This is a genomic window from Bradyrhizobium sp. UFLA01-814 (assembly GCF_046718885.1).
In the GTDB taxonomy this organism is placed as follows: Bacteria; Pseudomonadota; Alphaproteobacteria; order Rhizobiales; family Xanthobacteraceae; genus Bradyrhizobium; species Bradyrhizobium elkanii.
Genome location: NZ_JAQOSR010000017.1, coordinates 1 through 23,798 on the forward strand (window position 1 = coordinate 1; position 23,798 = coordinate 23,798).

Below are 23,798 nucleotides of genomic sequence, written 5' to 3' on the forward strand. Positions count from 1 at the left end.
GCTAGATAGAACAGGCTTCAAACTGGAGATACTGCAGTGGCGATGGGTACCGTGAAGTGATTCAATCCGACCAAGGGATATGGCTTTATCAAACCCGATGATGGGGGACCGGACGTCTTCGTGCACATTAGTGCTGTAGAGAAAGCCGGCCATGACGGCCTCCCGGAGGGCGCTCGCATTAGCTATGAACCAAAGAGCGGCCGTGCGGGTAAGGTCTCCGCCGAAGATCTGCGAATTGGTGGATAGGATACGATCAGGATAGGCCGGGCTGATTTGCCGCCTCCGGCCCTTGATCACCGTGGTATCAATCTGGCCTCAGCGCATTCCTGGCATCGCTGAGGTCGTCTGCGCGTCCCGCAATGGGATTGGCATTTGGCGCGACGGCCACGGTCTTACAAGGGGGCTCTGCACCGAACGGCTTGCGATAGGGAGCAGGACCAGTCGATTGACCGGCCTTGCTAAAGGGCAACAGCATCCAGGCCGCCAACAAGCGGCGATATCCGTGCGTGGCAAAGGAAAGAGGCGGCCTGCCCCTGCAACCTGCCCTCAACGTTCTTCCGATAGGGACAATTGAACGTGTGCAGCAGACGCCATTCACACTTTCGCTCTTCCATATTCCTTCCACAGCATGACTTCGAGCTCTCCTGGAACGTCGAGATGCTCAGGAAAATCTGGGAAGGGAATTGAATTTCCGTCGCGTACGAAGAGGACGAGATCGGTATCGCCGTTCTTTTCCGTACAATGTTCTCGCCTCACCTTTCCGCAACTGGTGTCGAGCACGAACCGGGTCGAGTTGATCCATGATGGCGAAAACAAGTTGAGTTGATCTGCAATGTGCCAAATGCGACCCAAGCGCACGCGGAAAGCCGCGGAGAAGTTGATCGGATCTGGAATGAAGATTGACAGATTGCGCACGCCCAGCCCGTCGAGCCTTTCCAGCAGACGATGAAGTACTAGCTGATGATCATTGGTATTTCGCAGCAATGGAAATTGATTGTAGAGCCTAATCTTGTGCCCTCGAAGGTCTGCGATCTTTTCGGAGACCTCTTCGCAGATTTCGTATGGGTGCACGATGTGGAAGGTGATGCGAAGGCCGTGTCTCGCCAGGATATCAATCTTCTCTGCGGTGAACGCCTTTGGCTCAAATACGATCGCTCTTGTATGAATTCGGATTGACTTCACCGATGGAACCAATCGAATTCCTTCGATGATTGTCTCCAGCCGCGACGCTGGCAGCATCAAGGGATCTCCCCCTGACAGGATCACCTCAGTGACTTCTGGTTGGCGGCGAAGATAGTCAATCAGCCGATCCAGGTCAGCATCTTGTTCATCTGGCTCGTCAATGAACGTGTTCTCACTCAGCACGTCCATGCGGAAACAATACTGACAGTGTCCAAAGCACTTCGAGGTGGTTAGGAAGAGTACGCGGTCTGCGTATTTTCGCACTATCGAGGTTTTGTTGGCGCGCCCACACGCATTTGATCTGTCGTTGACGAAATCCTTTACCTCATTGGGAGCCCTCAATGAAATTCTGTCCTGCGTTGGAAAGGACACCCGGTGAAGTGGCCCCAGATGATTGCCCAGCGCCGCAACCTCTTCCTTGATCTTCTTTTCATAGAACGGCGTGACTTTCACAGGTAGCAGGCCCTCTCTCATAGAGACGGCCTTGAACTCCTCATTGATATGGCGTTGATTCATAACAATCTCGTTCGACTGTTGCGGTTCGAAAAGTACGCGATGAAGGCAGTAGATGCGATGTAGAGGAGCGAAGACTTTGCGTTAAGCAGGATCGGCGCGGAGGGAATCACCACCAAGCCAGCGAGGAGCCACGAAACTGCTCCTCGCCGCAGCCTGGCGAGCGCGATGGCCGAAATGACGTAAATGGCAAGAAAGTTCATGCCGGCCAGGCGGAACATCATCTCAATGTTTAGCAACCGAATCTGATCGGCGATCACGACCGTGATCAGACACGCAGCCACAAAATATACACTGTTGCGGGGAGCGCCATTGCGCAAGTCGCCGAGGCAGGCGGGAAGAACGCCTTGCCCGGACAGGTAAATAACAAGCCGTGAGACGGCCACAACTGATCCGAAGAGATTGGCCGCGATCAGCACTGTTCCAAGCAGAGGAATCAGCCAACCTGGCGCAGTCGGTGCGATTTGCACTGCAGCTTGAAATACTGGCGTATCAAAGTTTGACTTGATATCGGAGACATGCACGAGCGCTGCGCTGGCGATGTACACGCCGCAGACCAGAACAAACGCAAAAAACATTGCTGTCCCAAAAGTTCTCTTAGGATCGCGGAAGTCCGCAGACAAATGCGACGCGATCTCCCAGCCGGCGAAAGAGAAGAAGATCAGCGGAATCTGGGCGGCGATCGAGGCAAGATCGGTCGGGTCACTGAATCGGATACCGTTAGCCCGCGCCGCTAGCATGAGTAGGACAGCCAGCACCCCCACCAAAAGAGATAATGACGAGCCACCCACTAGCCTTACGCTACTAGAGAGTGTCTCGCTCCTGAACAGAGCAAGGCAGACAGCAAACACAATGAGCAGCGCGGCAAGGAGATGAACATCCACGCTAGAGCCGGTCAATTTTTGCAGGTAAGTCGCCCCCACAATCGCGATGGACGGCAACCCCAATACCGTCGCTCCGAAGAAGAGCAGCGATACCAGCAACTCCAGGTACTGACCGAATGCAAGCTTGGCATAGTACGCTACCCCGCCGGTGCTCGGATATGCACGACCCAGAATAGCCATTGTTACGAGGATCGGCGCAGAGAGGAGCGAGCATGCTAACCAAGCGTAGATGCCATCCTTGCCGAGCTTTTCGAATACAAGCCCCGGGATCACAAGAATGCCGGATCCAAGGATCACCGTGACGATGAGCAAAGCGCCTGAGATAAGTCCCAGGTGTCCCTTGAGTTGGCTTTGCAGCTCATCTTTCACATCAGCCCTCGAAAGAGAGAGGCGTTCGTCGCAGGTCGCGATCACCGCCAACCTCACATTTGCAACCTCTTGATTCCGCCTATGTCACGGTCGGCAGGAACGCGGAGACATCCCTCGCTTAACGCTTAAGACCAATGGACCGGCATTCGTGGTCTTGACGAAGCGAAAATCAAACCGTCCCGCAACTCAGTTGAAACGTAGAGGACACTGCAGGGGAGCATCCTCGTTGTTGTCGGCGATCATGTATTGCGGCCACTGGGCTTCACCTAGAAGGTATGATCCCAGCAACGGGCTGTGAGTGACGTCATCATAGGTGTCAATGTTGCGTCTGATCTTTGCCATGACCGCTCTGCCGCGCCGGTTGGCGGGAGCTGCGATGTCAAAGATCTTACGAGGGTTGATGACGCAGGCTAGCCCGGCTCCCATGTTTCTGCTCCTGCGAAGAACGTGCGCCGGATGGCTTACGTTCACGAAGAGCTCACAGCCGTGGAAGCACATCGTCCACGTAGGATGCGCAGGATCCTTAGACACGTGCGAAGGCCATGGTCGCTGATCTTGATCCAGCAGATATTGCATCGCTTCGATGAAAATCTGCTTGAAGTTGTCCCTCGTCGTCAGTGCCGAAACCGGCTCAAAGAGCACAAGTAATGGACGGTGGTGGCTGATATCGAGAGTGTCGATATCGATCTCCTCAATGTAGCTGCGTAACCCACAAGCAAGATGGTCTAGCTCATATCGCGAATTTTCGAGGTCATATGGGACGAGAAGGAAGCGTAGATGGCCTCGCCTAACCGCGTTTTGCGCGAAGAAGCAGGGAAAACCGGTGCGACTCCCAGCCTCATCTTCGAACTTCGTTAGAATGTACAAAATCACTGCGCGACCCCACAGGAATCGTTCAGTGAGGCCGGCGAGTTCACCCTGGTTAATCAGCATGCTCTCTCGCTTTCCATTTAGGGGACAAAGCGTTGAGCGGCGATGGCTGAGGTCGGTACGCCAGAAAGTGTTCCGCCGCTCGGAGCGCAATGTCCGGGGCCGATGTTGGGCGGGCCTGTCATGGATGACTTCTCCTCTATGGTGGAGAGCATTTGCGGGTAGCCCTGCAGGGGGCGTGCCAAACGAGACAGTCACGTTCGGATAATGGGATCACTCTGATGACCCTGTGTGATGTCCCACGCTTCGAAGTTTGATGTCGGCAAGCTGACAGTGAGGGTCGCTTTGAGGCCACGGCTCTGTGCGATTGAGCGCAAAGTTTGCCCAAGCTTAGCTCGTCGGCGTCCGATTTGATAACCATCGACGGTGCCCGCAGAAGTATTCGGTGAGAAGCTTCGTAACCAGACAGACTTGATGGCGGCAGATATCGTTGCATCCATCCGCGAATCTGGCGGCGCGTCTGCCGCCTCCAGGTGCTTGACATCGAGATCCTTGAGGAGATCCGCGCCGCGGAGATCATGGATGCACAGGTTAGAGACGGCGATACCATCTCGCGTCGCGAGCAAGACAGGTCAGCCACTCAGCTTCGGTCTTGGCCGGTACCGCTCAGTCAGATGTGGAAGCTCGCCAACGGTCTCCTCCGGATTTGTTCGGAGGCAGGGAAGTCAGAGAAGTTGGCGTCGGAAAAATCCAGGACGAAGCCGGGACCTCGGACAAAGTCGACGAGGTCGTCAATGAGGCGCAGGTCGATGGACCTGGATGCCGCTCACGGCGCTCCTCCGCGCATCGGATTTGTGATTTGAACTCCGGCGAAATCCCTCTCGTTGTCCGTTACGACAGTACATTCGTTTGCTCCCGCAACGGCTGCGATGATCATGTCGAGCCCGCTGCGCGGCTGCCCGGTGGTTTTGCCCTCAGCCATGAGTCGCGCCCAGATAAGCCCGGCTTTTTCGTCGAATGCCAGAATGCGGCCGGCGAACAAGGCTTGAGGCCCCTCCGGGCCGGAGAACCACGCATCGAGAGCATCCCGCTTCTTTCCGCGTGGCTTTTCGAGGATGCCGCGCCGGATTTCCGCGACCGTAAGTGATGCGATGAACAGATCCTCATCTCGCTGCGCTGCCATCCAAGCCAGTAGCGCCTCTGACGGCTGCGGCTTGACGACATTGCTGATGATGTTGGTGTCGAGAAGATAGCGCGTCACAGATCGACCTTGCGCCCTTCTACGCGCGGGCGCCTCAGGTCGAGATCGGCGCCGACGAGTGGCGAACGACGCAATGCGTTCAAGATGCCACCGGCCTTGGGGGGCTCACCAGAAACGGCCTGTTGAACCGTGCGCCGGAGATTGCCAGCTTCCGGCCCCTCCTCGCTCAGCTTGCGCGCAAGCCCCCTGATGAGCTCGCGATCGGTCTCGAGGGCTTGGAGCTCGAACCGCACAATGCCACGCTTCGTCAGCCGGGATCGGTAATTTTCGATCGCCCTTTTCTGCGCGCTCTTGCTCACTGTCGCCTCCACACTATATCTGGATATATAGCCGAACCTTCGGTTCGCTGCAAGGCCTCGGCTCTTTGTGACCCCAAGAGCGGCAGAGACGATAAGAGGGCGAAGCAGGGCGCGATGTCGCGCCCCTCATTTCAGACCAAACGGTTTCGATACAACTAATTGATATTACTATATTTTTATTTTGCCTTGAGAGCGCAGTTCGACGCCTTTGTTCGGATGCGGAACAATCCGCGCAATGCCCGCCCGGCCAGCCGCGCGGGATTTCGTTCAAGCCGAAACTAACAGCCATAAGCGTGACCGCCTCCCGGACTAAGGGGGCGTCATGAAGATCGAAATTTACGCCCGCTACTTGTCCGACAATCAGCGCGACGAATCGATCGAAGATCAGTTGCGGCTCTGCCGAGAAGCAAGGTTGGACGGTGGTCGATAGCTACACTGATGGCAAAGAGGCCCAATGCGATGCGTAACTTACGGCGTCTGCGAAACAGCCGGCTCTCCATGTCGCCGGCTGCAGACACTCTGACGAAGAGGGCTCGGGCCGCCTTCTGCCTGATCCTACCATGGAAGGCATGCAGATCGGCGGCCCCCAATGGGTTGGGCTGCCACTTCGCTTTGAGCAAACAGATTTCACTGCCAAGCTGGAAGCTGCCGTCGATCTGCTCGCCTCGGATTCGGAAGGGCTCATGCGCGGCCAGGCCAAGTGCGTCGAACAGACGTTTGAGGAGACCCTTGAAGCACAGCCTCCCGCCTGGGGAGCGAGTGAGGTAACCTGCAACAAATCCGCTTTGATCTTAGCAGCCTTCTGCCGGTCGAACGCAGGACGCTGTGGGCTCACCGTCGCAATCGGCGAGAACATTGCGATCGTCCAGAGGACCTTTAAAAAGATCTTACCGGCATTCGCCACCAATGGCAGCCAATTCGACCAGTTGTTCAAGGACGGTGAGGCTTTTCGGATCGGCAAGCTGGAAGGTCGCGCCATCCACACACCCGGTCACACGCCAGCCTGTGTGACGTACGTGATCGGCGATGCCGCATTTGTCGGCGATACCCTGTTCATGCCGGACTACGGAACCGGCCGATGTGACTTCCCGGGTGGTGACGCTCACATGCTTTACCGCTCGATCCGGAAGCTGTTTGCACTTCCGGCGCAAACGAGGCTTTACATTTGCCACGACTATCAGCCTGGTGGACGCGCTCCACTATGGCAAAGCACGATCGCAGAGCAACGCGAAAGGAACGTTCACGTTCATGATGGTGTGGGTGAGGAAGAATTTGTCGCGATGCGCAACGCGCGCGACAACAAGCTCGACATGCCCCTTCTGATGTTTCCTGCGGTGCAGTTCAATATGTGGGCGGGTCAGCTTCCACGTCCGGAAGACAACGGCGTCAGCTATCTGAAGACACCGCTGAACCAGTTGTAGTTGTTTGTGAGCGTTGCAATTCCTAGTAGGCTGGACTAGGTGCGCATCTGCTCAAATCTGGAGGATCGATTGCGACCGACGCGCGATCACAGCCCAGCTCGAATTAAAGACGTCACCCGAACTCGCCTTCACCTCGCACCCGCGGGCGCTTCGCGCTAGCTCCCGTCACTAGCTCCCGTCAAGTCCAGCAGTCGGGGCGAACTCAGGCTTGGATCAGACTTCGGGAAGCAACGTCATCAAAGCGCTCGAAAGGCGGTTCTTGAGCCCCTTGGGGAGACGAAGCGGTTCCGTCTAACCGCTGCATATGAGGCACATTCTCCGCTTACTGCCGAAGGCTTCGCGACCGTCCTGGCCAAGACTGTAGGCAGCCGCCCTAATAGGATTGCGGGCGCCCTCAGGCCTATGAGCTAGGAGATAGCCGAAAGTGTCGGGACACGCTTCTACACTGCTCGCACGTACCGCATTTGTCACTACCACGCGAAGTTTGTGCAACGATGTCGCTGTCGACCATTTCAGAAGTAAATTCGGCGAGCACGTGTTCCCAAGCAGAAGTAATTGGACTTCGCCGGCCTTGCAACCATAGTTGACTGACCTCAAGCCAGCCTCGGACCACGCAGCCCAAACTGCGGCTGAGGCATCGAAATTCAACGGGTCCTTAACTCGTTAGCTTGACGTGAGTTGGTCGTGTGCGGCAAATTTTGCTCGAGGGTACGTCTTTGCCGGGCGCGTGGTGCTCACCTGAGGTCAAGCCACCCCGAAATGCCCCCCGCAAATGGGGGCCGCATCATCTCAGCCGGCGTCTCTGGTGCGAGGATTCTTTCGAATGGCTCGCGGCAGTGGCATCGCCGAGACCGGCACTGGCACCGACGATGCCGGAGGCGACCGGCGCAACTCTTTCACTCAAGATGCGGATGTTCGATGTTCATCACCATCGACCTTGCGAAACGACCTCATCCTTCAAGCCGCGGAAGTCGACCATTGGCTGGGTTGATCGAGAAGAGCGAAAACATGGTCGACCGCGACCGGCCGACCGACGAGGTATCCTTGCACTTCGTCACAACCGGTCTGACGCAAATAGTCAAGCTGCTCGGCGGTTTCGACGCCTTCGGCGACCACGCCGATCTGCAGTTCCTGCGCCAGTGTGATGATTGACCTTACTATCGCTGCGCTATCCGGCCGCCTCAGCATGTCCCGTATGAAGGACTGATCGATTTTGATGCGAGTGTAAGGCAGCTTCAGCAAATAGGTCAGAGATGAATATCCTGTTCCGAAATCGTCAAGTGCCACCGTCACTCCCAGTTGCAAGAGCGAGTTGAGGATCGATGATGCCGGCGCGTACTTCGAAATGAGCATCGATTCGGTGATTTCGATCTCGAGACGGTGAGGAGCAACCCTGGCTTGGGAGAGGGCTTGCACGATTGTCTGCAGGATGCTGGCGTTATGGAATTGAGCCGCCGAAAAATTAACGGCGATCCTGAGGTCCGACGGCCAGTTCGACAGCGTCGAGCAGGCGCTTCGGACTACCCACTCGCCGATCTCGTGGATCAAGCCGGTTTCTTCGGCGATTGGAATGAACTCGGTCGGGGAAATTACTCCGCGGACAGGATGCCGCCATCGCAGCAAGGCCTCAAAGCCGGTGACCCGGTTCTTGCGAATATCAAGGAAAGGCTGGTAGAGGAGGAACAGCTCGTCTCTGTCGATCGCAAGCTCCAGATCCCGCTGCAGCGTCCTGCGTTCGCGCGCCGATTTGTCGTCGCTGGCCTCAAAGAAGCGAATTGTTCCCGGCCCCGCCTGCTTGGCGCGATAGAGCGCAATGTCGGCATTTCTCAGGAGTTCATGAGGCACGTCGCCATCGCGTGGGGCCACTGCAATTCCGACACTGGTCGCCCCTGCGATCTCGCATTTCTCGATCGGGAATGGTTCGGCGAAGGCGCCGACGAACCGCTCGGCAACTTCCAACGCGTCTTCCAACTTGGTCAGATTGGTCATAACAAGCGCAAATTCATCGCCGCCGATGCGCGCCACAGTATCAATCTCCCGTACGCATCGCTGCAGTCTGGATGCGGCCTGCGCGAGAAATTCGTCGCCTGCGAGATGGCCAAATTTGTCGTTCACTTCCTTGAAGCGATCGAGATCCAGAATAAGAACCGCGAATTCCTCGCCGGAGCGGGCGAGCCTGTTGAGGGCGCCTTCGAGGCTCTCATTGAAGGCGAAGCGGTTCGGCAGTTGGGTCAGGGGATCCCGCCGACCCCTCCTTTCGGCCTCCAGTTGTGCAATGGTGCGTCTGGTAAATTCGAAGGAATGGGCGAAAACGCCGTGCAGGAGTACGAAGCCATAGGCCACAACCAGGATGGCGACGAGCAGATAGACGAAATCGTCGTTTCTGCCGAGGCAGATTGCCGTACCCACAAAGATCGGAGCCGTGAACGCCACTGCCGCCACCGGAATCGTCGCGAAGGCGAACGCGCCACCGGCAAGCATCCCAGAGCACAGACATGTTATGACGAGCTGCCCGCCGTTTGAGGCGTTGGCGAAGAAAGCCACCGGAACGATCGCCCAGGCGGTTCCGAGAAGCAACGCATTGCGTACTAGCCGATGCATGGCCTGACGCGACACGAACTGGGGCTTCGTCATCCGGCGTGATGAACGCGCCTTCAAGCCTATGGATAGCGCGCCGCAGACGACGGTCGCCGCCCAGACCAGGGCGAAATTTCGGTCGGGCGAATGCCAAAGGGCAATTGCGAGCACGGTCGCATTGCAGGCGTTGGCCAGCATGATGGCCAGCGAATAGCCCAGCACGAGGGAGAGCTGCTCAGCACGAATATATCCTGCGACCGCTTCATCGGCGGTCGGCCCGCCGAATGCCGCCAAGTCCCCGGCCATCAGCTTGGAGAGATAGGAATTCAGATATGCCCTCATTCTGGGACCCCGCAAGGCTCGCTTCGACGTTGGCGCCAGCGCTGGAGGGTCGCGGCAAATCTTTGACAAAAGATAAACTCATGATTGTAACGCTAGCCTAACAACACCTACGAGCTTGCATCCGAAGAAAGGCGCGGCGGACTCATTGTTGAGGTCTGGAGGTGTTATGCGTTAAAGACCAACTCCGTCCGTTTCGTACCGATCTATCGTTTTTATAGATCGCAGATTTGAGCTAAGCCGCATGCGGATAGCTCGACCACCAAGCTGAATGAAACGGCGCGACGGTGCGAGATCGATCAGGCTCGACGAAGGCCGCCGAGACGCGGCATTCGACGGTTGGCGCGCTTGCTCCAACGATTCTCTCTTTGCGTGGGGCCCGCGGTTCGCCGTCCTGCTGCACGACACGCCAGACGATAATTTGGCTAGGCAATCTTTCGGTGGAGGCATCGACGATTTCCTGGCGTCAGAATTGCACCTGGGGTCTCGGATCTGGCGATGCAATCAAAGGGGATCGTGCTCAAACGTGACCGTGTCTCCGACTTGCTTTCTGACACGCACTGCGGCCAGCCTCACGCTGCTTAGCTCAAGCCTGCTCGCCTTGCGTTCACTTCAGTCGCCCCAGGTCCGGGCTTCGTCTAAGCGGACTCTGCCGGTAGACCGCAATCCGCGTTGATTGTCGCGTTGGTGCTCGGCGGGCGCACGGGTACTATGCCAACTAACGGGGTCATTTGCGTCCAGCGCGCGAAGCTCTGCCCTGTGAATTAAAGTGCGAGGTTTGCACCAAAACGCACAGACCGCACCTCGCGGTCGCCCGCCCGAAAAACTATGCTGTCATGGAACTGTGCGGTACGGACAGAAATCGGCCGGGGGACAACTTGCTAACGCCCAATCGTGGGCGCATTGACCAATGCGGCTCGGCCAATCTGCCTCTGGACATCGATTGACGTCTCTCCGCGGGTGACGGCTTCCAGGAGTTTGCAGGCGACATGAGTTCGAGCGTGGTCTCCTGACGCGAGACACTCTCGCACATCTCCTTCAGAACGGCGCGCAACAGGGTGGCCAATTCGGAAACGACCATTCGAACGCCCTCAGTCCCTCGATAATGATCATTTGCCGGCGCGTAGCGGGATAAACATCTGGTTGAGTGAACTTGGGGCTCGTATGCGGGCTTGCTCGCCCCTGTCGGGCTTAGCGCAATGGTATGACGACGATAGAATGAGCACCAGCGCAAATCACCGGGCTTGCACTTGCGCCGCTGATGCCGACGGACTGCTTTGGAGCAGACGGTCGGAAAGAGCGCGAATTCGATTCCGAAAAGCTCACGTGATCGGGTCCGTCACGGAACGGGCCCAACCATCAGCCACAGAGCTTGACCTATTCCCCGCCCTCATAGAACAGCTCGAGCGGCAACCCGACCAACGACTTTCCGATCCAGTCCCGCGCGATCACGTTCGACGGTCCCATCGCGATCGCGGCGCGCGCATCGTGGAACGAGCGTTCGATCGGCCCGCGCCGATAGCCGTAACCGCCGGTCACGGTCAAGGCTGTTGTCGCAACCGTGTTGGCGACCTCGGCGGCGTGCACCTTGAACTCGGTGAGTGGAATCAGGATCTCGCTCTGCGGCTTGCCAGCCCGCCACAGCTCGTCCAGCCTGGCGGCGAGCTCGTTGCGCCATGGACGCAAGGTTTCCACCAGCACCTTGGCGGCCCCAAGCTCCTGACGGATCGCCTGGTAATCCGACAGGTTCTTGTTTCTATGCTTGTGCACAAAGCTCGAGGTATGTGCGACTGCCGCATTCAGGGCGCCGCGCGCGACGCCTTCCCATGGCGCCAAGACCGATCAGGTAAACCGGCGAGACGCCGTCATAGATGATCTCTTGCCCTGGCCTTCGGAGCCGAGCAGGTCGTGGCTCGGAACCTTGACGCCCGCATAGCGGATCGGTCCGGAGTGGTTTGCCTTGACGCCCAGCGCGTCCCAACGGCCGGCAAGATTCCAGCCGAGCGGCCGTGCTTGAATGGCAGAAAGACGTCCACGTTCCTGGCGCCTACGATCTCGAAATCGACACCACAGCCCCCAAGATTGCGCAGCAATTGTCCTAGAGCGAATTGGACGATCCCAGGATCGTCCAACCGCGTTTGAGAAGCTGGTCGCATGCGCGAACAACGATTAAGGCGAACTGTAGTTTGAGAGCGGCGATGAAATTACTTATCGAGTTAAAGGCTGCACCCGCGCCGCCTTTGCAGCCGGTCCGAGAGCAGCGGAGTTGTCGTGAGCCAGAACCGGCCGAATAACGCCAAGGTCCCGACCGAGATGCCATAGAAGCGCCGACATCGACTTAGCCTATCTGCGACGTGCTAGTCGAAACCGGGCCGGGTCCAAGTGGAGCGAACGGAAGTCACAGGCTTCAGGCACCAAGGCAGATGCCTTGGGGAATCTCCGGGATCTTGCTCGCAAAGCAAGAAGGCTGCGGAGACGGCACATAGGGAGCAGCCTACTAGAAGTGACAGTTGAGCCGACGCGAACGGTTTGCACTATCGCTACAAGCGTCATGCAATCACCAAAGCGAAAATCGTCGGCAGGCAAGGCAAAAGGGCCAATACAATGATCCGCAATTAGAGAGGTCGAGTCGTGAGCTCAACTCGTTGACCAGCCCTGGGCATGATCCGGAAACACTCGGTCACCTAAGGGATTCTGCGCTCCAAAGAGTGTCCAAGATGTCGCGACATACAGAAATGGACTGCAACGCTGGTAATATCGGGGATTCAGCAGTCCAACGAGCGCCAATAGGTCATTCCTCATCAGATGGTGACTTTCTGCGCTACTGGAGCCGATCGGGTGATCGAGCGTCAGCACTAGCTGCGGTCCGGACGCGAACGGAGGATGCGATCAAAAAGACCGGCATCGGTCTGAGGTTATCCGATGAGAACTTTTGCGGCTATGATCTATCCGAATTTTCGCTACGCCGAAGCGTTCTTAATCGCGCGCAACTCCACCGCGCGAAGCTAGACTTGGCTGATCTGTCCGAGGCCACCCTTATTTGTCCCGGACTGGAAAATGCAAGCTTTCGAGGCGCCAAGCTCGACTTCACATATATGCATGCGATCGCCGCGCAGGTTTGCAATTTCGATGATGCAAGTCTGCGCAACGTGATTGATGCAACGGGCAGCTTATTTCATGGCTGCAGCATGAGACGAACGCGGTTCGATAACGCGGTGCTGAGTGGCGTCCTTTTCTACCAGTGCGACGCGAGCCACGCCACCTTCGACGGTGCGGAATTGCAGGGAACGACAATCAATGAATGTTTCCTTCCGCTCTCTTCCTTTCGCCTTGCCAAGCTGAACCAGGTTACCGTTACGAATACTCATCTGGCCGGCTGTTGTTTCTCCCGCTCCCGCGGTGAGAGCCTGTCAATCTTGCGCCCGACCTCAGTCAATGAGCTTGCACTAGACGACGCCTATCTTCCATATCTGCGGTTGCAGAAAGCGCACGGTCACATCATGGCAAAGGCGCTGAACGCTCCATTTTCAGATTTCAGCCTCTCGAACCTTTCAAACGCTGACCTTGAGCAAGCAGACCTAACGCAGGGGCGCTTCCTGTCCGTGAACTTCGCCAACGCTAATCTCGTCGGAGCGGTCTTGAACGGCGCATCGGTTCGGTGTTGCCAGTTCGACGGAGCGGACATGTCCCATGCGTCAGGAGAAGCCATCTCCATTACGGAGAGTGCAATGAGGGCCGCCAACTTCAGCGGCCTCCGCGCTCGCTCTGCGTTCATACGCGGCTGCGATGCCGCCGGCGCAGACTTCTCCAGGGCCTATCTCTACCGATCGGTCATTACGGGCGATCTTGCGCAATCCATGACATTGACTCGCGCGAACTTTGAGGGTGCCAATCTGATCCAGTCGTACATTGCGGCAGAAATGACCGACAGCAACCTGGAGGCCGCACGCACCGCTTATGTCCGGATGAACCAATCGTCTCTCCACAGGGCGAATTTGAGCGGGATATCGCCGTTTCAAGCAAGCTTCGTAAAGACGGACTTCTCGGATGCAAAAATTACGACGTTTGAGCCGCCGTTCTTCGCAGACCGATGTCCTGGGCTTGGGCCTGCGTTGAAGGCGGCCTCGGATCAACAGAACGACGCTTCAAATTATCTCACCGAGTTTTCGTCCTTGATGAGACGTGGTCGAGAAGGGTCAACTTGAGTCTGCTGTGAAAAACGTAAAAATCGATGACGTGGTATGCCCAGCCAAAAACCAGTCCTCCGGAAAACAGAGCAGCTGGAAGCATGTAGAGTGGGCCTCCAGCCCTATAAGCAAAGTGTCGCCCGAGCGAGCTTTTGAAGGCTTTGCGCGCCTCATCCCCGAGGGTCCAAGAGACTGCATCATGTGGGTCTTACACCGTACAAACTTGACGAGACCAACATCAGTGACATGCTATCACGATGGGAAGGATAGGTGCGGGGTTCGCCTTAGGGCGGATGGGCCGCGGACGCCGGCGAGATGCAAGCGATTGTTGAAGGAGACCAGCAAGTAGGGCTCCACGCAGCCGCGTGGGTGCCGCTATGATTGAAGCATCGATCGCCCGTGTGCGTTGGCACGGAGCTGTATCAACCGATCCAGACATCTATGGGCGGGACGATCACGCGGCAAAGTGTCCAGCAAGGACCATTCGCTCTTGCATAACCTGCCGGTTCGGCCTGCGGTGTTCTCCGGCAGGCGCTACGATAATCGGCTTGCTGGAGACCTCCGGTTCCGCATGAAGGTCGATCGATGCGGCTTGCAAACCGTAGCGAATGTGGGCTTCAGGCAGAGCAAGATTGAGCCTCTAGTTGACCGGCAACCGCACCCCGGCTTGCTGCAGTAGCGGCAAAACTGACTTGCCGAAGAATTCGAGGTCCTCGCGAAAATCGTAGAACGAGATTTGCATCCCGTCGCAGCCGGCCTTGTTCAGAGCGATGAGCCAGTCCGCAACCTGCTGCGGGTCACCGATGAGGTGTACATTCCCGCCGAGAATGCGTTCCCGCGGCACATGATTGGTCCAGGCTTTGCTGTCCCCACTCTTGAAATGATTGGCGTATCCGGCGGCCGCCTCCATGTCCGCTAACCGGATGATCTCTTCATAATACTCCTTCGCCTCGGCCTCCGTCGACCGGCAGACGATCATCGGATTGATGATGGTACGGATTTCACGACCGAAGGTGCGGGCTTGGGCCTTGAGCTTGGCCGTATGTGCGGGCAGCGCCTCGATGGCCCGAGCGACGTTGGCTCCCGCAGGACTTGTGATGAAGGCGAGATCCGAGTGCCGCGCCGCGTAGGAAAAGCCTGCGGGCGAACCGGTCGCGCTCACAAGAATCGGCCGTCCGTAGCGCGGCTTCGGACGCACGAAGGCATTCTCAAGACACCAGAATCGACCGTCATGGCTGAAATTGTGCTCTGATTGCCAAAGCCGGTTCGTGATGGACATGAACTCGTCCGCCATCTCGTAGCGAAGATCATGCTCCTGGCGGCGCATGCCGAACATCAGTGGTTCGGCTGGAGAAAAGCCGGTCACGACGTTGATGCCGAAACGCCCTTTCGAAATGTGGTCAGCCGTGGCTGCGAAGCGTGCCAGATGCATCGGATGCCACGGACCATAAAGAATGTGGATAGTCGACAACAGCAGCAACCGTCTGGTCAGCGCAGCGAGCGCAGTGACGGTGATGAACGGATCAATCGAATCCTCCCTAAAACGAATTTTCCCACCATACCCCCCGGCGCGAACCCACTCCGACAATCCGAACACCAGATCGAACCCTAGTTCCTCGGCGCGGAGTGCCAGCGCCGCGTTGTAGTCGAACTCCCATGATGTGGACCTTGGCGCGGCCGAGGCCGACCACCCTCCGCTTTGTGTGGGCAGAAACAGGCCAAGGATCATCGGTTGGCGCAGCACGCGTGCAAGCGGGCTGTCTGCAAAATCCGCAGGCGAGCGTGGCCCGGGAATTCGGGTGTCCAAATTCATCTCAACTCCAAACGAGAAGAGCCGTGCGACAGCGCAGCGGCCGGTTGTGGCAATTTCGTGCGTTAGTCCACGACCCTGATCTTCGCGGGATCAGGAAAATCGCCGGTCGCTATTTGCGTTTGCGCAATGGTCAATGGTCCGCGATCGTAATAGGAAGCGGCCTCGATCCGCGCAGTGAGCAGCTTCTGCACATGCAGGAAGTCGAGGACCTTCTGGCTTTCTAAGATTTCGTTGGCGGTGATGGTGAAATCCAGCGTCTTGACGTCCTTCACCGGCGCGCGCAGATAGCGATCGGCATCCGTGGCGACGCGCAGCAGGCTGGCGTCCAGGCGGGAGGTTTGCGCGAACCATTGGTCGGCTTGCGCGAGGTTGTTCGACGTCCACCAGGTCGCCACAATCCATGCTTTCAGGAAGCGGACCGCCGCCTCCTCGCCGTGGCGTGCCAGCCATGGCCCGCTTAATCCCTGAATTCCGGAAGCCCCCTTGGGATCGCGCCACAACTCCTTGCCGATCTTCTGCTGCAACAGCCTTTCGTAAGTCGGATCCCAGGTTGCGACCGCGTCAACGAGCCCACCTCTCAGCGATTCCGCCTGTTCGGCAATATCCTGATTGATGATGGTAATGTCCCTGAACGGCTCCTTGATTCCAGCCGCCACCACCGCCTGAACGCTGCGGGGGAATACTGTGGTTCCGAACGGGCCTGACAGCTTCGCTCCCTTCAGATCCGCAAGGGTGGTACCTTTAAAGTCGTTACGCACGACGATGCCGAAGCGCTGATCATGTGTCCGGTGCAGCACTTTCGAACCGGGAATGCGGGAGATCGCTCGCAACGTGGGCGCGTCCGCCGCATAGATGTTATCGATACTTCCAGCAACGGCGGCTTCGCCGAGCGGTCCACCGAAAGTGAAGGTCTTGAACTCGGCTTCGATTCCGTTGAGCTCGAGGATGTTAGTGTGGCGCAACGTCTCGAAAATTTCGCCGCCACCCGCCCAGAGGCTCTGATAGCCAAGTGTGATCTTGGACGATGGCTTGGCTTGCGCCTTGATGATCGGCGGCCGCGGAAACCCGGCCGCCAGACCGCCAAGCGCAGTACCTGCGCCGATCAGGAACGTTCTGCGTTTCACGACATCACCCCATTCATGTTGACAGCAATTCAATCAGTCGGCGGCTGGCCGCACAGAGAGCTTGCGCTCGACCAGCAGCATCAGGCTGTTCATGACATAGCCGATCAGGCCGATGACCATCATGCCGGCAAGCACCTTCTCAGTTTCGATCGTGGTCCGCGCAAGCTGGATCATGTAGCCAAGCCCCGAGGTCGCCGAGACCAGTTCGGCCGCGATCACGCACGTCCAGCCGGTGCCGAGCCCAATCCGCATTCCAGTTAGAATATGCGGGAGTGTCGCGGGCAACAGGACCTGGCGAATGAACAACGATCTCGGCGCACCGAAGCAGCGCGCTACGCGCACGTACACATCAGCAAGCGAGCGGGCGCCATCGTAAGTACTGGTAAAGATCGGAAAGAATGCGCCCAGTGAAATCAGAAACCAGGCGGGCCGATCCCCGAGTCCGAACCACAGAATCGCGATCGGAATCCACGCGATCACGGAGATTGGACGGACGACCTCGATCAGCGGCATTACGTACCGGCTCAGCACAGGCAACCGCCCCAGAAGAAGGCCGAACCCTACCCCCGCAATCGTAGCCACGGAGAAGCCGACCAGAACCCTGAGGATACTGGCGGACACGTCGCGCCATAGCATGCCGGCGCGAGCCAGATCCACAACGGCGGCCGCGATGGCCGACGGTGGCGGAAGCAAATTGCCGTTGACGATCCCGGACCGGACGCCCAGCTCCCACAAGACCGGCAGCAGCATTAACGGAACGAAATATCGAGCCCCGCTCAATGCGGAGACGACAGACCTCGTTTTGCCGCCACTACGCTCGGCGCTGGATCGATCCAGCGAATAATTGCCAACCTGCAACAGCGACATCAACGACTCTCCGCCGTGGGGGTGCCGTTGCCCAGCAAGTCGAGTACCTCGTGCTTCAGATTGAGGAACAGGGGATCGCGCACGCGAATCTCGGGTGCGCGGGGGCGCGGGATCGATACGTCGATGACAGAACGGATGCGGCCCGGCCGAGCTTCCATTACGATCACCCGATCGCTCAGGAACACCGCCTCCTCGACGTTGTGCGTGATCAGGAGGAAGGTCTTGCGAGCGCGGGACCAGATTGCGAGTAGCTCTTCCTGAAGCCGGTCGCGGGTGAGTGAATCAAGCGCCGCAAAGGGCTCATCCATCAAGACAACATCTGGATCCGGAGCGAGCGCTCTCGCGATGCTGACCCGCTGTCGCATGCCCCCGGACAATTGAGATGGATAGGCCGTGTCAAAACCGTCCAATCCGACGAGCGAAATGAAATGATTGACACGAGCGTCCCGTTCTTCCCTTCGCAATCTCTGCGCACCCAATCCGAACGCAATGTTGTCGGCGACGGTCAGCCACGGAAACAATGCGTAATCCTGAAACATCATTGTGCGATCCGGCCCCGGTCCGCGGACTTCGACGCCTTGCTTTAGCACGACACCCGTCGTTGGCTTGATGAAGCCCGCGACAAGGTTCAACAGGGTCGTCTTTCCGCAACCGGACGGACCGATGATCGACAGAAACTCGCCAGCCCGAATATCGAGATCAATCTCCTGAAGAGCAGAAAGGGGCTTCCCGTCGCGTTTCTCGAAATGCTTGGAGACACCCCTTACGGAGAACATCAGACGGCTCATACAGCAGTGGACAAGCCACGCATTATCCACGGGGGACGGGGATAGTGCTTTCAAAGATCGAAAGCCTCCGATTGACGTATGCTGAGTTTCCTCGATCACGCAGTACGAATGCATTGCCTGCACCTGTGGCAATCGATGCTTCGCCACGATTCTTGCATTCTTGCGGACCACCGCGCCTGCTTTCGTCCAGGCGGTGAGCAACCATAGTACGATCAGGCGGCCACCCTCACGTCGGCTCGCTGAATGTCGTCCCGGATCTCCCGCCGCACAAAGTGAGGACGGCCTCCTGGATCAGCTGCTCGAGGCGGCGAAGCGCGCCCAGTGCCGCGTGAATTGTACCCATCCCACCGGGATGGCCGGTACCCCAGGCTTTGAAGAGTTCCAAGGCTTCGCTGCCCCGCACCTCGCCGATCGGAATGCAGTCAGGGCGCAAACGTAGGAAGACCGGACCAGGTCCGACAGCGACGCGATGCATCCTTGGTGCGCAGCGCGACCAGATTGGACGGGGCACTGCAGCTCGCATGTGCCCTCGATCAGCACCACGTGATCGATGGTGCCGGCGGGTGGCCTTGCCGGCCGAGGAGCCGCCAGCGACCAGGACGTTTTTGCGCGATGCGACGGCGGGCCGCAGCGCTGCCGCTTGATCGGCGGTCACGGTTGCGAAAGCGTTTGGCCGCAAGCCTTGCGGCACTCGATCACCCGGCACGGCAAACGAAGCTCACGCGCTAGACTTTGGCGTGCGAGCAGCCGGAACACCCTGTTCCGCCGAATCGTGCCCTATTCCCCGCCCTCGTAGAATAGCTCAAGCGGCAGCCCGACCAGCGACTTTCCGATCCAATCCCGTGCGATCACGTTGGATGGACCCATCGCGATTGCAGCACGGGCATCCCGGAACGATCGTTCGATCGGCCCGCGCCGATAGCCGTAACCGCCGGTCACGGTCAACGCCGCGGCGGCCACCTTGTTCGCGACCTCGGCGGCATGAACCTTGAACTCGGTGAGCGGAATCAGGATCTCGCTCTGCGGCTTGCCGGCACGCCACAGCTCGTCCAGCTTGGCGGCGAGTTCGTTGCGCCAGGGGCGCAAAGTCTCCACCAGCACCTTCGCCGCCCCGAGCTCCTGGCGGATCGCCTGATAGTCCGACAGGTTCTTGTTCTTGTCCTTGTGAACAAAGCTCGATGTGTGCGCGACAGCCGCATTGAGGGCACCGCGCGCCACCCCCTCCCAGACCGCGCCGAGGCCGATGAGATAAGCCGGAGAGACGCCGTCATAGATGATCTCTTTACCCTGTCCCTCGGCGCCCAGACGATCGCGGCTCGGAATCTTGACGCCCGCATAGCGGATCGGTCCGGAGTGGTTTCCCTTGACGCCGAGCGCGTCCCAGCGGCCGGGCAAGATTCCAGCCGCCTTGCCATCGACGATGAAGAAAGAGATGTCGGTCTGATCCTTGGCGCCGGGAGAGCGCGTCTGGACCACGTAGAAGTCGGCCTGGCCCGAACTCGTCGTGAACGACTTCTCGGCATTGAGAACATAGTTCTCGCCATCACGTCCGGCTTCCGAGAAATTGTACCACCAATGCCCACCGGAGGCCCGCTCGCTGGTCGAATAGGTGCCGAGCAGAGTGCCGCCCTTCGCCTTGAGCCAACGCTCCTTTTGATCGTCATTGCCGAACAGGTTGATGGTCTGGGCCGCGCCGACATGCATGACATAGACGAGCCCTGTCGAAGCATCATGCTGGCCGATACGATAGGCTGCCTCCGCGAAGTCTCCATGACTTAACCCAAGCCCGCCGAAACGCAGCTCATTGAGAACCCCCGTCCAACCCGCCGCCGCCAGCGCCTGCAGGTTTTCTCTCGGAAATCGGCCTTCGAGGTCGTTGCGCTCGGCATGGAGTTTGACCGTTGTTTCGATCGCGCGGTCGAGACTAGAATAAATATCGTCCTGCGCGACGCGCGCGAGATTGTCCTTGCTCATGGGTATTCTCCTCTTTCTATCGGATGAAGCTGTTGTCAAACGGCCGCATGATCGGCCGGCGAGGGGCAGCGCAATGCGCCGGGTGGGCTGCGCTCTCCCCGGGACTTCCGAGATAGAGCGCCTTGATCTCGGCCCGCCCGCGCATGTCCGCGGCGTCGCCCGCCAGCACCGTCGATCCGGCGTCGAGCACTGCGGCGCGGTCGGCGTAGCGCAGTGCCACTGTCGAGTTCTGCTCAGCGACCAGGATCGACAATCCCTCCTCGCGATTGAGTCGCCTTAATGTGCTGAAGATCGTCTCGACCATGAGGGGGGCGAGGCCCATCGACGGCTCGTCCAGCACCAGAAGTCGCGGGCGCGCCATCAAGGCGCGGCCGATCGCCGTCATCTGCTGCTCGCCGCCCGAGGTGAGGCCCGAGGCCGATCGCCGGCGCTCTTTCAGGAGCGGAAACAATGTGTAGACGCGCCCAAGCCCCGCCGCGATCTGGCGTCGCGATAAACCGCCCCCGATGCCGCCGGCGATCAGGTTCTCCTCGACCGTGAGCGCACGAAAGCAGTGGCGGCCTTCCAGCACCGGGACCAGACCCAGACGCACCAGTTCGGCCGAGGCGAGCGCGCTTGTCTCGTGCCCGTCGAACACGATGCGACCGCGGACGAGCTGCCCACGCTCTGCATGCAACAGATTGGAGACCGCTTTCAGCGTCGTCGACTTACCCGCCCCATTGGCGCCAAGCAGCGCGACGATCTCGCCCTGGCGCAACGTGAGCGAGACGTCCGACAACGCGCGAATGGCATGGTTGTAGGTCGCAGCCAGGCCTTCGAGGACAAGAAGATGATCGCTCATTGCGATGCTCCAGATCTTCAGGATCCGGTAGCAGGCAACGCCTGCTCCCGGGTCATCTCCGTTGCCGTCACTGGCTGACTGGCGTGTCGTCGGATTTGCGAGTCTTGATGTTGTGTTCAGTCGCATAGGCCGCCGACGATTTCTCGATGATTGGGCGCAGGAACGCCCAGTCGGGTGCGATCCAGTCCGACACCACCTTCCACTTGGTGCCGTCCCACTGCTGGAAGGTCACGCGACCATCGCCCTCGTGATTGTCCCAGGTCACGTTGATGGAATGAAACAGGCCCTTGGCGCCCAGCGCCTCGACCCGCGCGGGATCGAGCTGCAGATGCTCAAAACCCCAGCGCACCTCGTCGCCGGTGAGCGTTCGCTTGCCGAATTTCTGCTGCGCGATCCGGATCGCCTCAACATTGAGAATGCCGTTGACGATGCCGAGGTTGTGATAGACGCTGCCGATTCGCTTCTTGTCCTCGAGATTGCCTTTGCCTGCACCGTAGACGGTCTTGATGATCTCCTGCAGGACCGTGTATTCGGCGCCGGACGCCTGGGTCGTGATCGCGACATAGCCCTTAGCGGCATCGCCGGCGGGAATGACGTCCTCTTCCGAATTTGACCAGACATTGCCGATGATGTGATCGACCGGGAAGCCGACTTTCTGCGCGGTCTTCAGTGCCACCGGATTCATCACGCCCCAGCCACGCAGCACCACATAATCGGGCTTGGCACGCCGGATCGACAGCCACTGCGATTGCTGTTCATTGCCGGGATGCGGCACCTCGACCTGCTCGAGGGAGAAGCCATACTTGTCGGCGAGCAGCTTGTAGATCGGGATCGTCTCCTTGCCGTACGGCGAGCCGTGATAGAGCACGACGATCTTCTTGCCCTTCAATTTGTCGGCACCGCCCTCACGCGAGGCGATGTAGTTCACGATGCCGGACGTCTCGCTGTAGGGGTTGAGCAGCAGGGGAAACACGTAAGGAAACACCCGACCGTCGGTTGAATCGGTCCGGCCATGGTTGATGGTGATCAGCGGCACCTTGTCCTTGGTGATGCGATCGATCATCGCATAGGCAATCCCGACGGAAAGCGGATTCCAGGCCGCCACCCCCGAATGGCTTTTCAGCCGCTCATAGACTTCGACACCGCGTTCGACCTCGTACTGCGTCTCGCCCTCTTCCCAGGTCAGCTTGACGCCGCCAACGCCTCCGTCGCGAATATTGATGAGGTTCAGATAGTCGATGAAGCCGCCGAAGAAGCCCGTGCCGCCAGCCGCGTAGGGGCCGACCCGGTAGCTCTGCAACGGGAAGAACTGCTCGTCGGCGTGCGCCGACAGCGCGGCAGAAAGGCCAATGGCGGCGGCGAGCGCCGCAGCCCGAAGAGATCTTGATAGACGCATGACATTTGCCCTTTGGTTCAAGAGGCCTTTCAAAACTGGGTGGAGCGACGACACCAACGAGAAGACCGGCGCAGGACCCGCTCTGCGAGGCGGTCAACCAGCGCGATCAAGCCGCGCGGTTCGGCGATCAGAAGGCCGATAATGAGCGCACCGATAACGATACGCTGACTCATCTCGAGCACACCGGAATCGAAGACATCGCCGAGCAGCGCGGCGCCAAGGCGCGAAAGCAGAAGCGGAAACACGACCATGAATGCCGCGCCGAGAAACGCTCCACGGATCGAGGCCAGCCCGCCGATGATGATAATGAACAGGATCTCGAACGAACGATCCAGGTTGAAGCCTGCGGGCTCCACGGTGCGCAAGTAGGCGAAGGCCCACAATACGCCTGCGATCCCGATGATGAACGATGAGACGCCGAAGGCGAGCAGCTTGGTACGCAACAACGGCACGCCGAGCACCTTGGCGGCGGTCTCATGGTCGCGCAGCGCAATGAAATTCCGCCCGACCTGGGAGCGCAGCAGCCGGATCGCAAGCAGCGTCACCGCTACGACGACCGTCAGCGAAAACAAGTAGCGCCCGGCCGCGCCCGAGAAGGTGAGTCCCGCCACCGAAAGCGGCGGCGCGTCGATCACGCCGGATGGATTGTTGTTCGAGAACCACTCGAACTTGGTGAGCACCCACTGCACGAAGAACTGCGCCGCGAGTGTCGAGACCGCGAGGTAGAAGCCGCGCAGCCTAAGGCTCGGCAGACCGAACACCATCCCAATGGCCGCGGCCACAAGGCCCGCGGCGACAAGGCTCACCAGGAATGGCAATTCGTGCAGACGTAGGTTGAAATTGTAGGCGGCATAGGCCCCAACAGCGAGAAAGGCTGCCGATCCGAGCGAGACTTGGCCGGCATAGCCCGTGAGCAGATTGAGGCCCAACGCGGCAAGCGCGAGTGCAAGGAACGGCGTCAGCATTGCATCGAGCAGGTAATCGGAGCCTGCGAACGGAACGACGCCATAGGCTACTATCAGAAGAATCGCAGGGGCGAGATGACTGCGGGTAAGCCAGCCGGCGGCAATCGAGCGGGCAGGTCTCGCCATCG

At 58.8% G+C, this 23,798-nt stretch carries 17 protein-coding genes and 2 pseudogenes; 3 read left to right on the top strand and 16 right to left on the bottom strand.

Annotated elements, in window-relative coordinates:
* Positions 1-42: 42 nt before the first annotated feature.
* A pseudogene (locus tag PMN64_RS07795) lies at positions 43-246 on the top strand (cold-shock protein).
* 348 nt (positions 247-594) lie between these two features.
* Here the strand turns inward: PMN64_RS07795 and PMN64_RS07800 are convergent.
* The 5 genes from PMN64_RS07800 to PMN64_RS07820 all read right to left on the bottom strand — a co-directional run bounded on the left by PMN64_RS07800 (position 595) and on the right by PMN64_RS07820 (position 5,378).
* Positions 595-1,698 carry a radical SAM protein gene (locus PMN64_RS07800; protein WP_411780268.1) on the bottom strand — a complete coding sequence of 368 codons (1,104 nt, stop codon included), beginning with the start codon at positions 1,696-1,698 and terminating at the stop codon, positions 595-597.
* Positions 1,695-2,993 carry an APC family permease gene (locus tag PMN64_RS07805; protein WP_411780326.1) on the bottom strand — a complete coding sequence of 433 codons (1,299 nt, stop codon included), beginning with the start codon at positions 2,991-2,993 and terminating at the stop codon, positions 1,695-1,697. The genes PMN64_RS07800 and PMN64_RS07805 overlap by 4 nt, the downstream gene beginning before the upstream one ends.
* 141 nt (positions 2,994-3,134) lie before the next feature.
* Positions 3,135-3,881: a YqcI/YcgG family protein gene (locus PMN64_RS07810; protein WP_411780269.1), complete on the bottom strand. Its 747-nt coding sequence runs from the start codon at positions 3,879-3,881 to the stop codon at positions 3,135-3,137.
* A gap of 763 nt (positions 3,882-4,644) precedes the next feature.
* Positions 4,645-5,079, bottom strand: a complete 435-nt coding sequence (locus PMN64_RS07815) for a type II toxin-antitoxin system VapC family toxin (protein WP_411780270.1) — start codon at positions 5,077-5,079, stop codon at positions 4,645-4,647.
* Entirely contained in the window at positions 5,076-5,378 is a 303-nt protein-coding gene (locus PMN64_RS07820) for a hypothetical protein (protein WP_411780271.1), read from the bottom strand. Before PMN64_RS07820 ends, PMN64_RS07815 begins: the two co-directional genes overlap by 4 nt.
* Before the next feature lie 560 nt (positions 5,379-5,938).
* Between PMN64_RS07820 and PMN64_RS07825 the strand changes: the two genes are divergently transcribed.
* Positions 5,939-6,799 (top strand): MBL fold metallo-hydrolase, encoded by an 861-nt coding sequence (locus PMN64_RS07825; protein ID WP_411780272.1) that lies wholly within the window; start codon positions 5,939-5,941, stop codon positions 6,797-6,799.
* 957 nt (positions 6,800-7,756) lie between these two features.
* Here the strand turns inward: PMN64_RS07825 and PMN64_RS07830 are convergent.
* Positions 7,757-9,718, bottom strand: coding sequence for a putative bifunctional diguanylate cyclase/phosphodiesterase (locus PMN64_RS07830; protein ID WP_411780273.1), 1,962 nt, complete (start codon positions 9,716-9,718; stop codon positions 7,757-7,759).
* Positions 9,719-11,092: 1,374 nt separating this feature from the next.
* Positions 11,093-11,551 carry an acyl-CoA dehydrogenase family protein gene (locus tag PMN64_RS07835; RefSeq protein WP_411780274.1) on the bottom strand — a complete coding sequence of 153 codons (459 nt, stop codon included), beginning with the start codon at positions 11,549-11,551 and terminating at the stop codon, positions 11,093-11,095.
* A gap of 899 nt (positions 11,552-12,450) precedes the next feature.
* On the opposite strand from PMN64_RS07835, the gene PMN64_RS07840 reads away from it, so the two are divergent.
* A complete protein-coding gene (locus PMN64_RS07840) occupies positions 12,451-13,920 on the top strand; it encodes a pentapeptide repeat-containing protein (RefSeq protein ID WP_411780327.1) in 1,470 nt (489 codons plus the stop codon).
* A 622-nt stretch (positions 13,921-14,542) separates the two neighbouring features.
* Here PMN64_RS07840 and PMN64_RS07845 read toward each other — a convergent pair.
* The 9 genes and pseudogenes from PMN64_RS07845 to PMN64_RS07885 form a co-directional block, all read right to left on the bottom strand.
* Positions 14,543-15,715, bottom strand: coding sequence for an LLM class flavin-dependent oxidoreductase (locus tag PMN64_RS07845; protein ID WP_411780275.1), 1,173 nt, complete (start codon positions 15,713-15,715; stop codon positions 14,543-14,545).
* A gap of 62 nt (positions 15,716-15,777) precedes the next feature.
* On the bottom strand, positions 15,778-16,839 hold the full coding sequence (locus PMN64_RS07850; protein WP_411780276.1) for an ABC transporter substrate-binding protein: 1,062 nt from the start codon (positions 16,837-16,839) through the stop codon (positions 15,778-15,780).
* A gap of 33 nt (positions 16,840-16,872) precedes the next feature.
* Positions 16,873-17,706 carry an ABC transporter permease gene (locus PMN64_RS07855; RefSeq protein ID WP_411780277.1) on the bottom strand — a complete coding sequence of 278 codons (834 nt, stop codon included), beginning with the start codon at positions 17,704-17,706 and terminating at the stop codon, positions 16,873-16,875.
* The gene (locus PMN64_RS07860) at positions 17,706-18,482 is read right to left on the bottom strand and encodes an ABC transporter ATP-binding protein (protein ID WP_411780278.1); all 777 of its coding nucleotides are present in this window, start codon (positions 18,480-18,482) and stop codon (positions 17,706-17,708) included. The genes PMN64_RS07855 and PMN64_RS07860 overlap by 1 nt, the downstream gene beginning before the upstream one ends.
* Before the next feature lie 280 nt (positions 18,483-18,762).
* Positions 18,763-19,161: pseudogene (locus PMN64_RS07865) on the bottom strand (ATPase, T2SS/T4P/T4SS family); the annotation flags it as partial.
* Positions 19,162-19,271: 110 nt separating this feature from the next.
* A complete protein-coding gene (locus PMN64_RS07870) occupies positions 19,272-20,468 on the bottom strand; it encodes an acyl-CoA dehydrogenase family protein (RefSeq protein WP_411780279.1) in 1,197 nt (398 codons plus the stop codon).
* A gap of 16 nt (positions 20,469-20,484) precedes the next feature.
* Positions 20,485-21,309, bottom strand: coding sequence for an ABC transporter ATP-binding protein (locus PMN64_RS07875; RefSeq protein ID WP_411780280.1), 825 nt, complete (start codon positions 21,307-21,309; stop codon positions 20,485-20,487).
* Positions 21,310-21,376: 67 nt separating this feature from the next.
* Positions 21,377-22,705, bottom strand: a complete 1,329-nt coding sequence (locus tag PMN64_RS07880) for an ABC transporter substrate-binding protein (protein ID WP_411780281.1) — start codon at positions 22,703-22,705, stop codon at positions 21,377-21,379.
* 29 nt (positions 22,706-22,734) lie between these two features.
* Positions 22,735-23,796: a branched-chain amino acid ABC transporter permease gene (locus PMN64_RS07885; RefSeq protein ID WP_411780328.1), complete on the bottom strand. Its 1,062-nt coding sequence runs from the start codon at positions 23,794-23,796 to the stop codon at positions 22,735-22,737.
* Between the last annotated feature and the right edge of the window lie 2 nt (positions 23,797-23,798).

Excerpts from the sequence above, each read along its gene's own strand:
- PMN64_RS07800 (WP_411780268.1), bottom strand. The coding sequence starts at position 1,698 with ATGAATCAACGCCATATCAATGAGGAGTTCAAGGCCGTCTCTATGAGA.
- PMN64_RS07810 (WP_411780269.1), bottom strand. The coding sequence starts at position 3,881 with ATGCTGATTAACCAGGGTGAACTCGCCGGCCTCACTGAACGATTCCTG.
- PMN64_RS07825 (WP_411780272.1), top strand. The coding sequence starts at position 5,939 with ATGGAAGGCATGCAGATCGGCGGCCCCCAATGGGTTGGGCTGCCACTT.
- PMN64_RS07830 (WP_411780273.1), bottom strand. The coding sequence starts at position 9,718 with ATGAGGGCATATCTGAATTCCTATCTCTCCAAGCTGATGGCCGGGGAC.
- PMN64_RS07840 (WP_411780327.1), top strand. The coding sequence starts at position 12,451 with ATGGACTGCAACGCTGGTAATATCGGGGATTCAGCAGTCCAACGAGCG.
- PMN64_RS07845 (WP_411780275.1), bottom strand. The coding sequence starts at position 15,715 with ATGAATTTGGACACCCGAATTCCCGGGCCACGCTCGCCTGCGGATTTT.
- PMN64_RS07855 (WP_411780277.1), bottom strand. The coding sequence starts at position 17,706 with ATGTCGCTGTTGCAGGTTGGCAATTATTCGCTGGATCGATCCAGCGCC.
- PMN64_RS07860 (WP_411780278.1), bottom strand. The coding sequence starts at position 18,482 with ATGTTCTCCGTAAGGGGTGTCTCCAAGCATTTCGAGAAACGCGACGGG.
- PMN64_RS07870 (WP_411780279.1), bottom strand. The coding sequence starts at position 20,468 with ATGAGCAAGGACAATCTCGCGCGCGTCGCGCAGGACGATATTTATTCT.
- PMN64_RS07875 (WP_411780280.1), bottom strand. The coding sequence starts at position 21,309 with ATGAGCGATCATCTTCTTGTCCTCGAAGGCCTGGCTGCGACCTACAAC.
- PMN64_RS07880 (WP_411780281.1), bottom strand. The coding sequence starts at position 22,705 with ATGCGTCTATCAAGATCTCTTCGGGCTGCGGCGCTCGCCGCCGCCATT.
- PMN64_RS07885 (WP_411780328.1), bottom strand. The coding sequence starts at position 23,796 with ATGGCGAGACCTGCCCGCTCGATTGCCGCCGGCTGGCTTACCCGCAGT.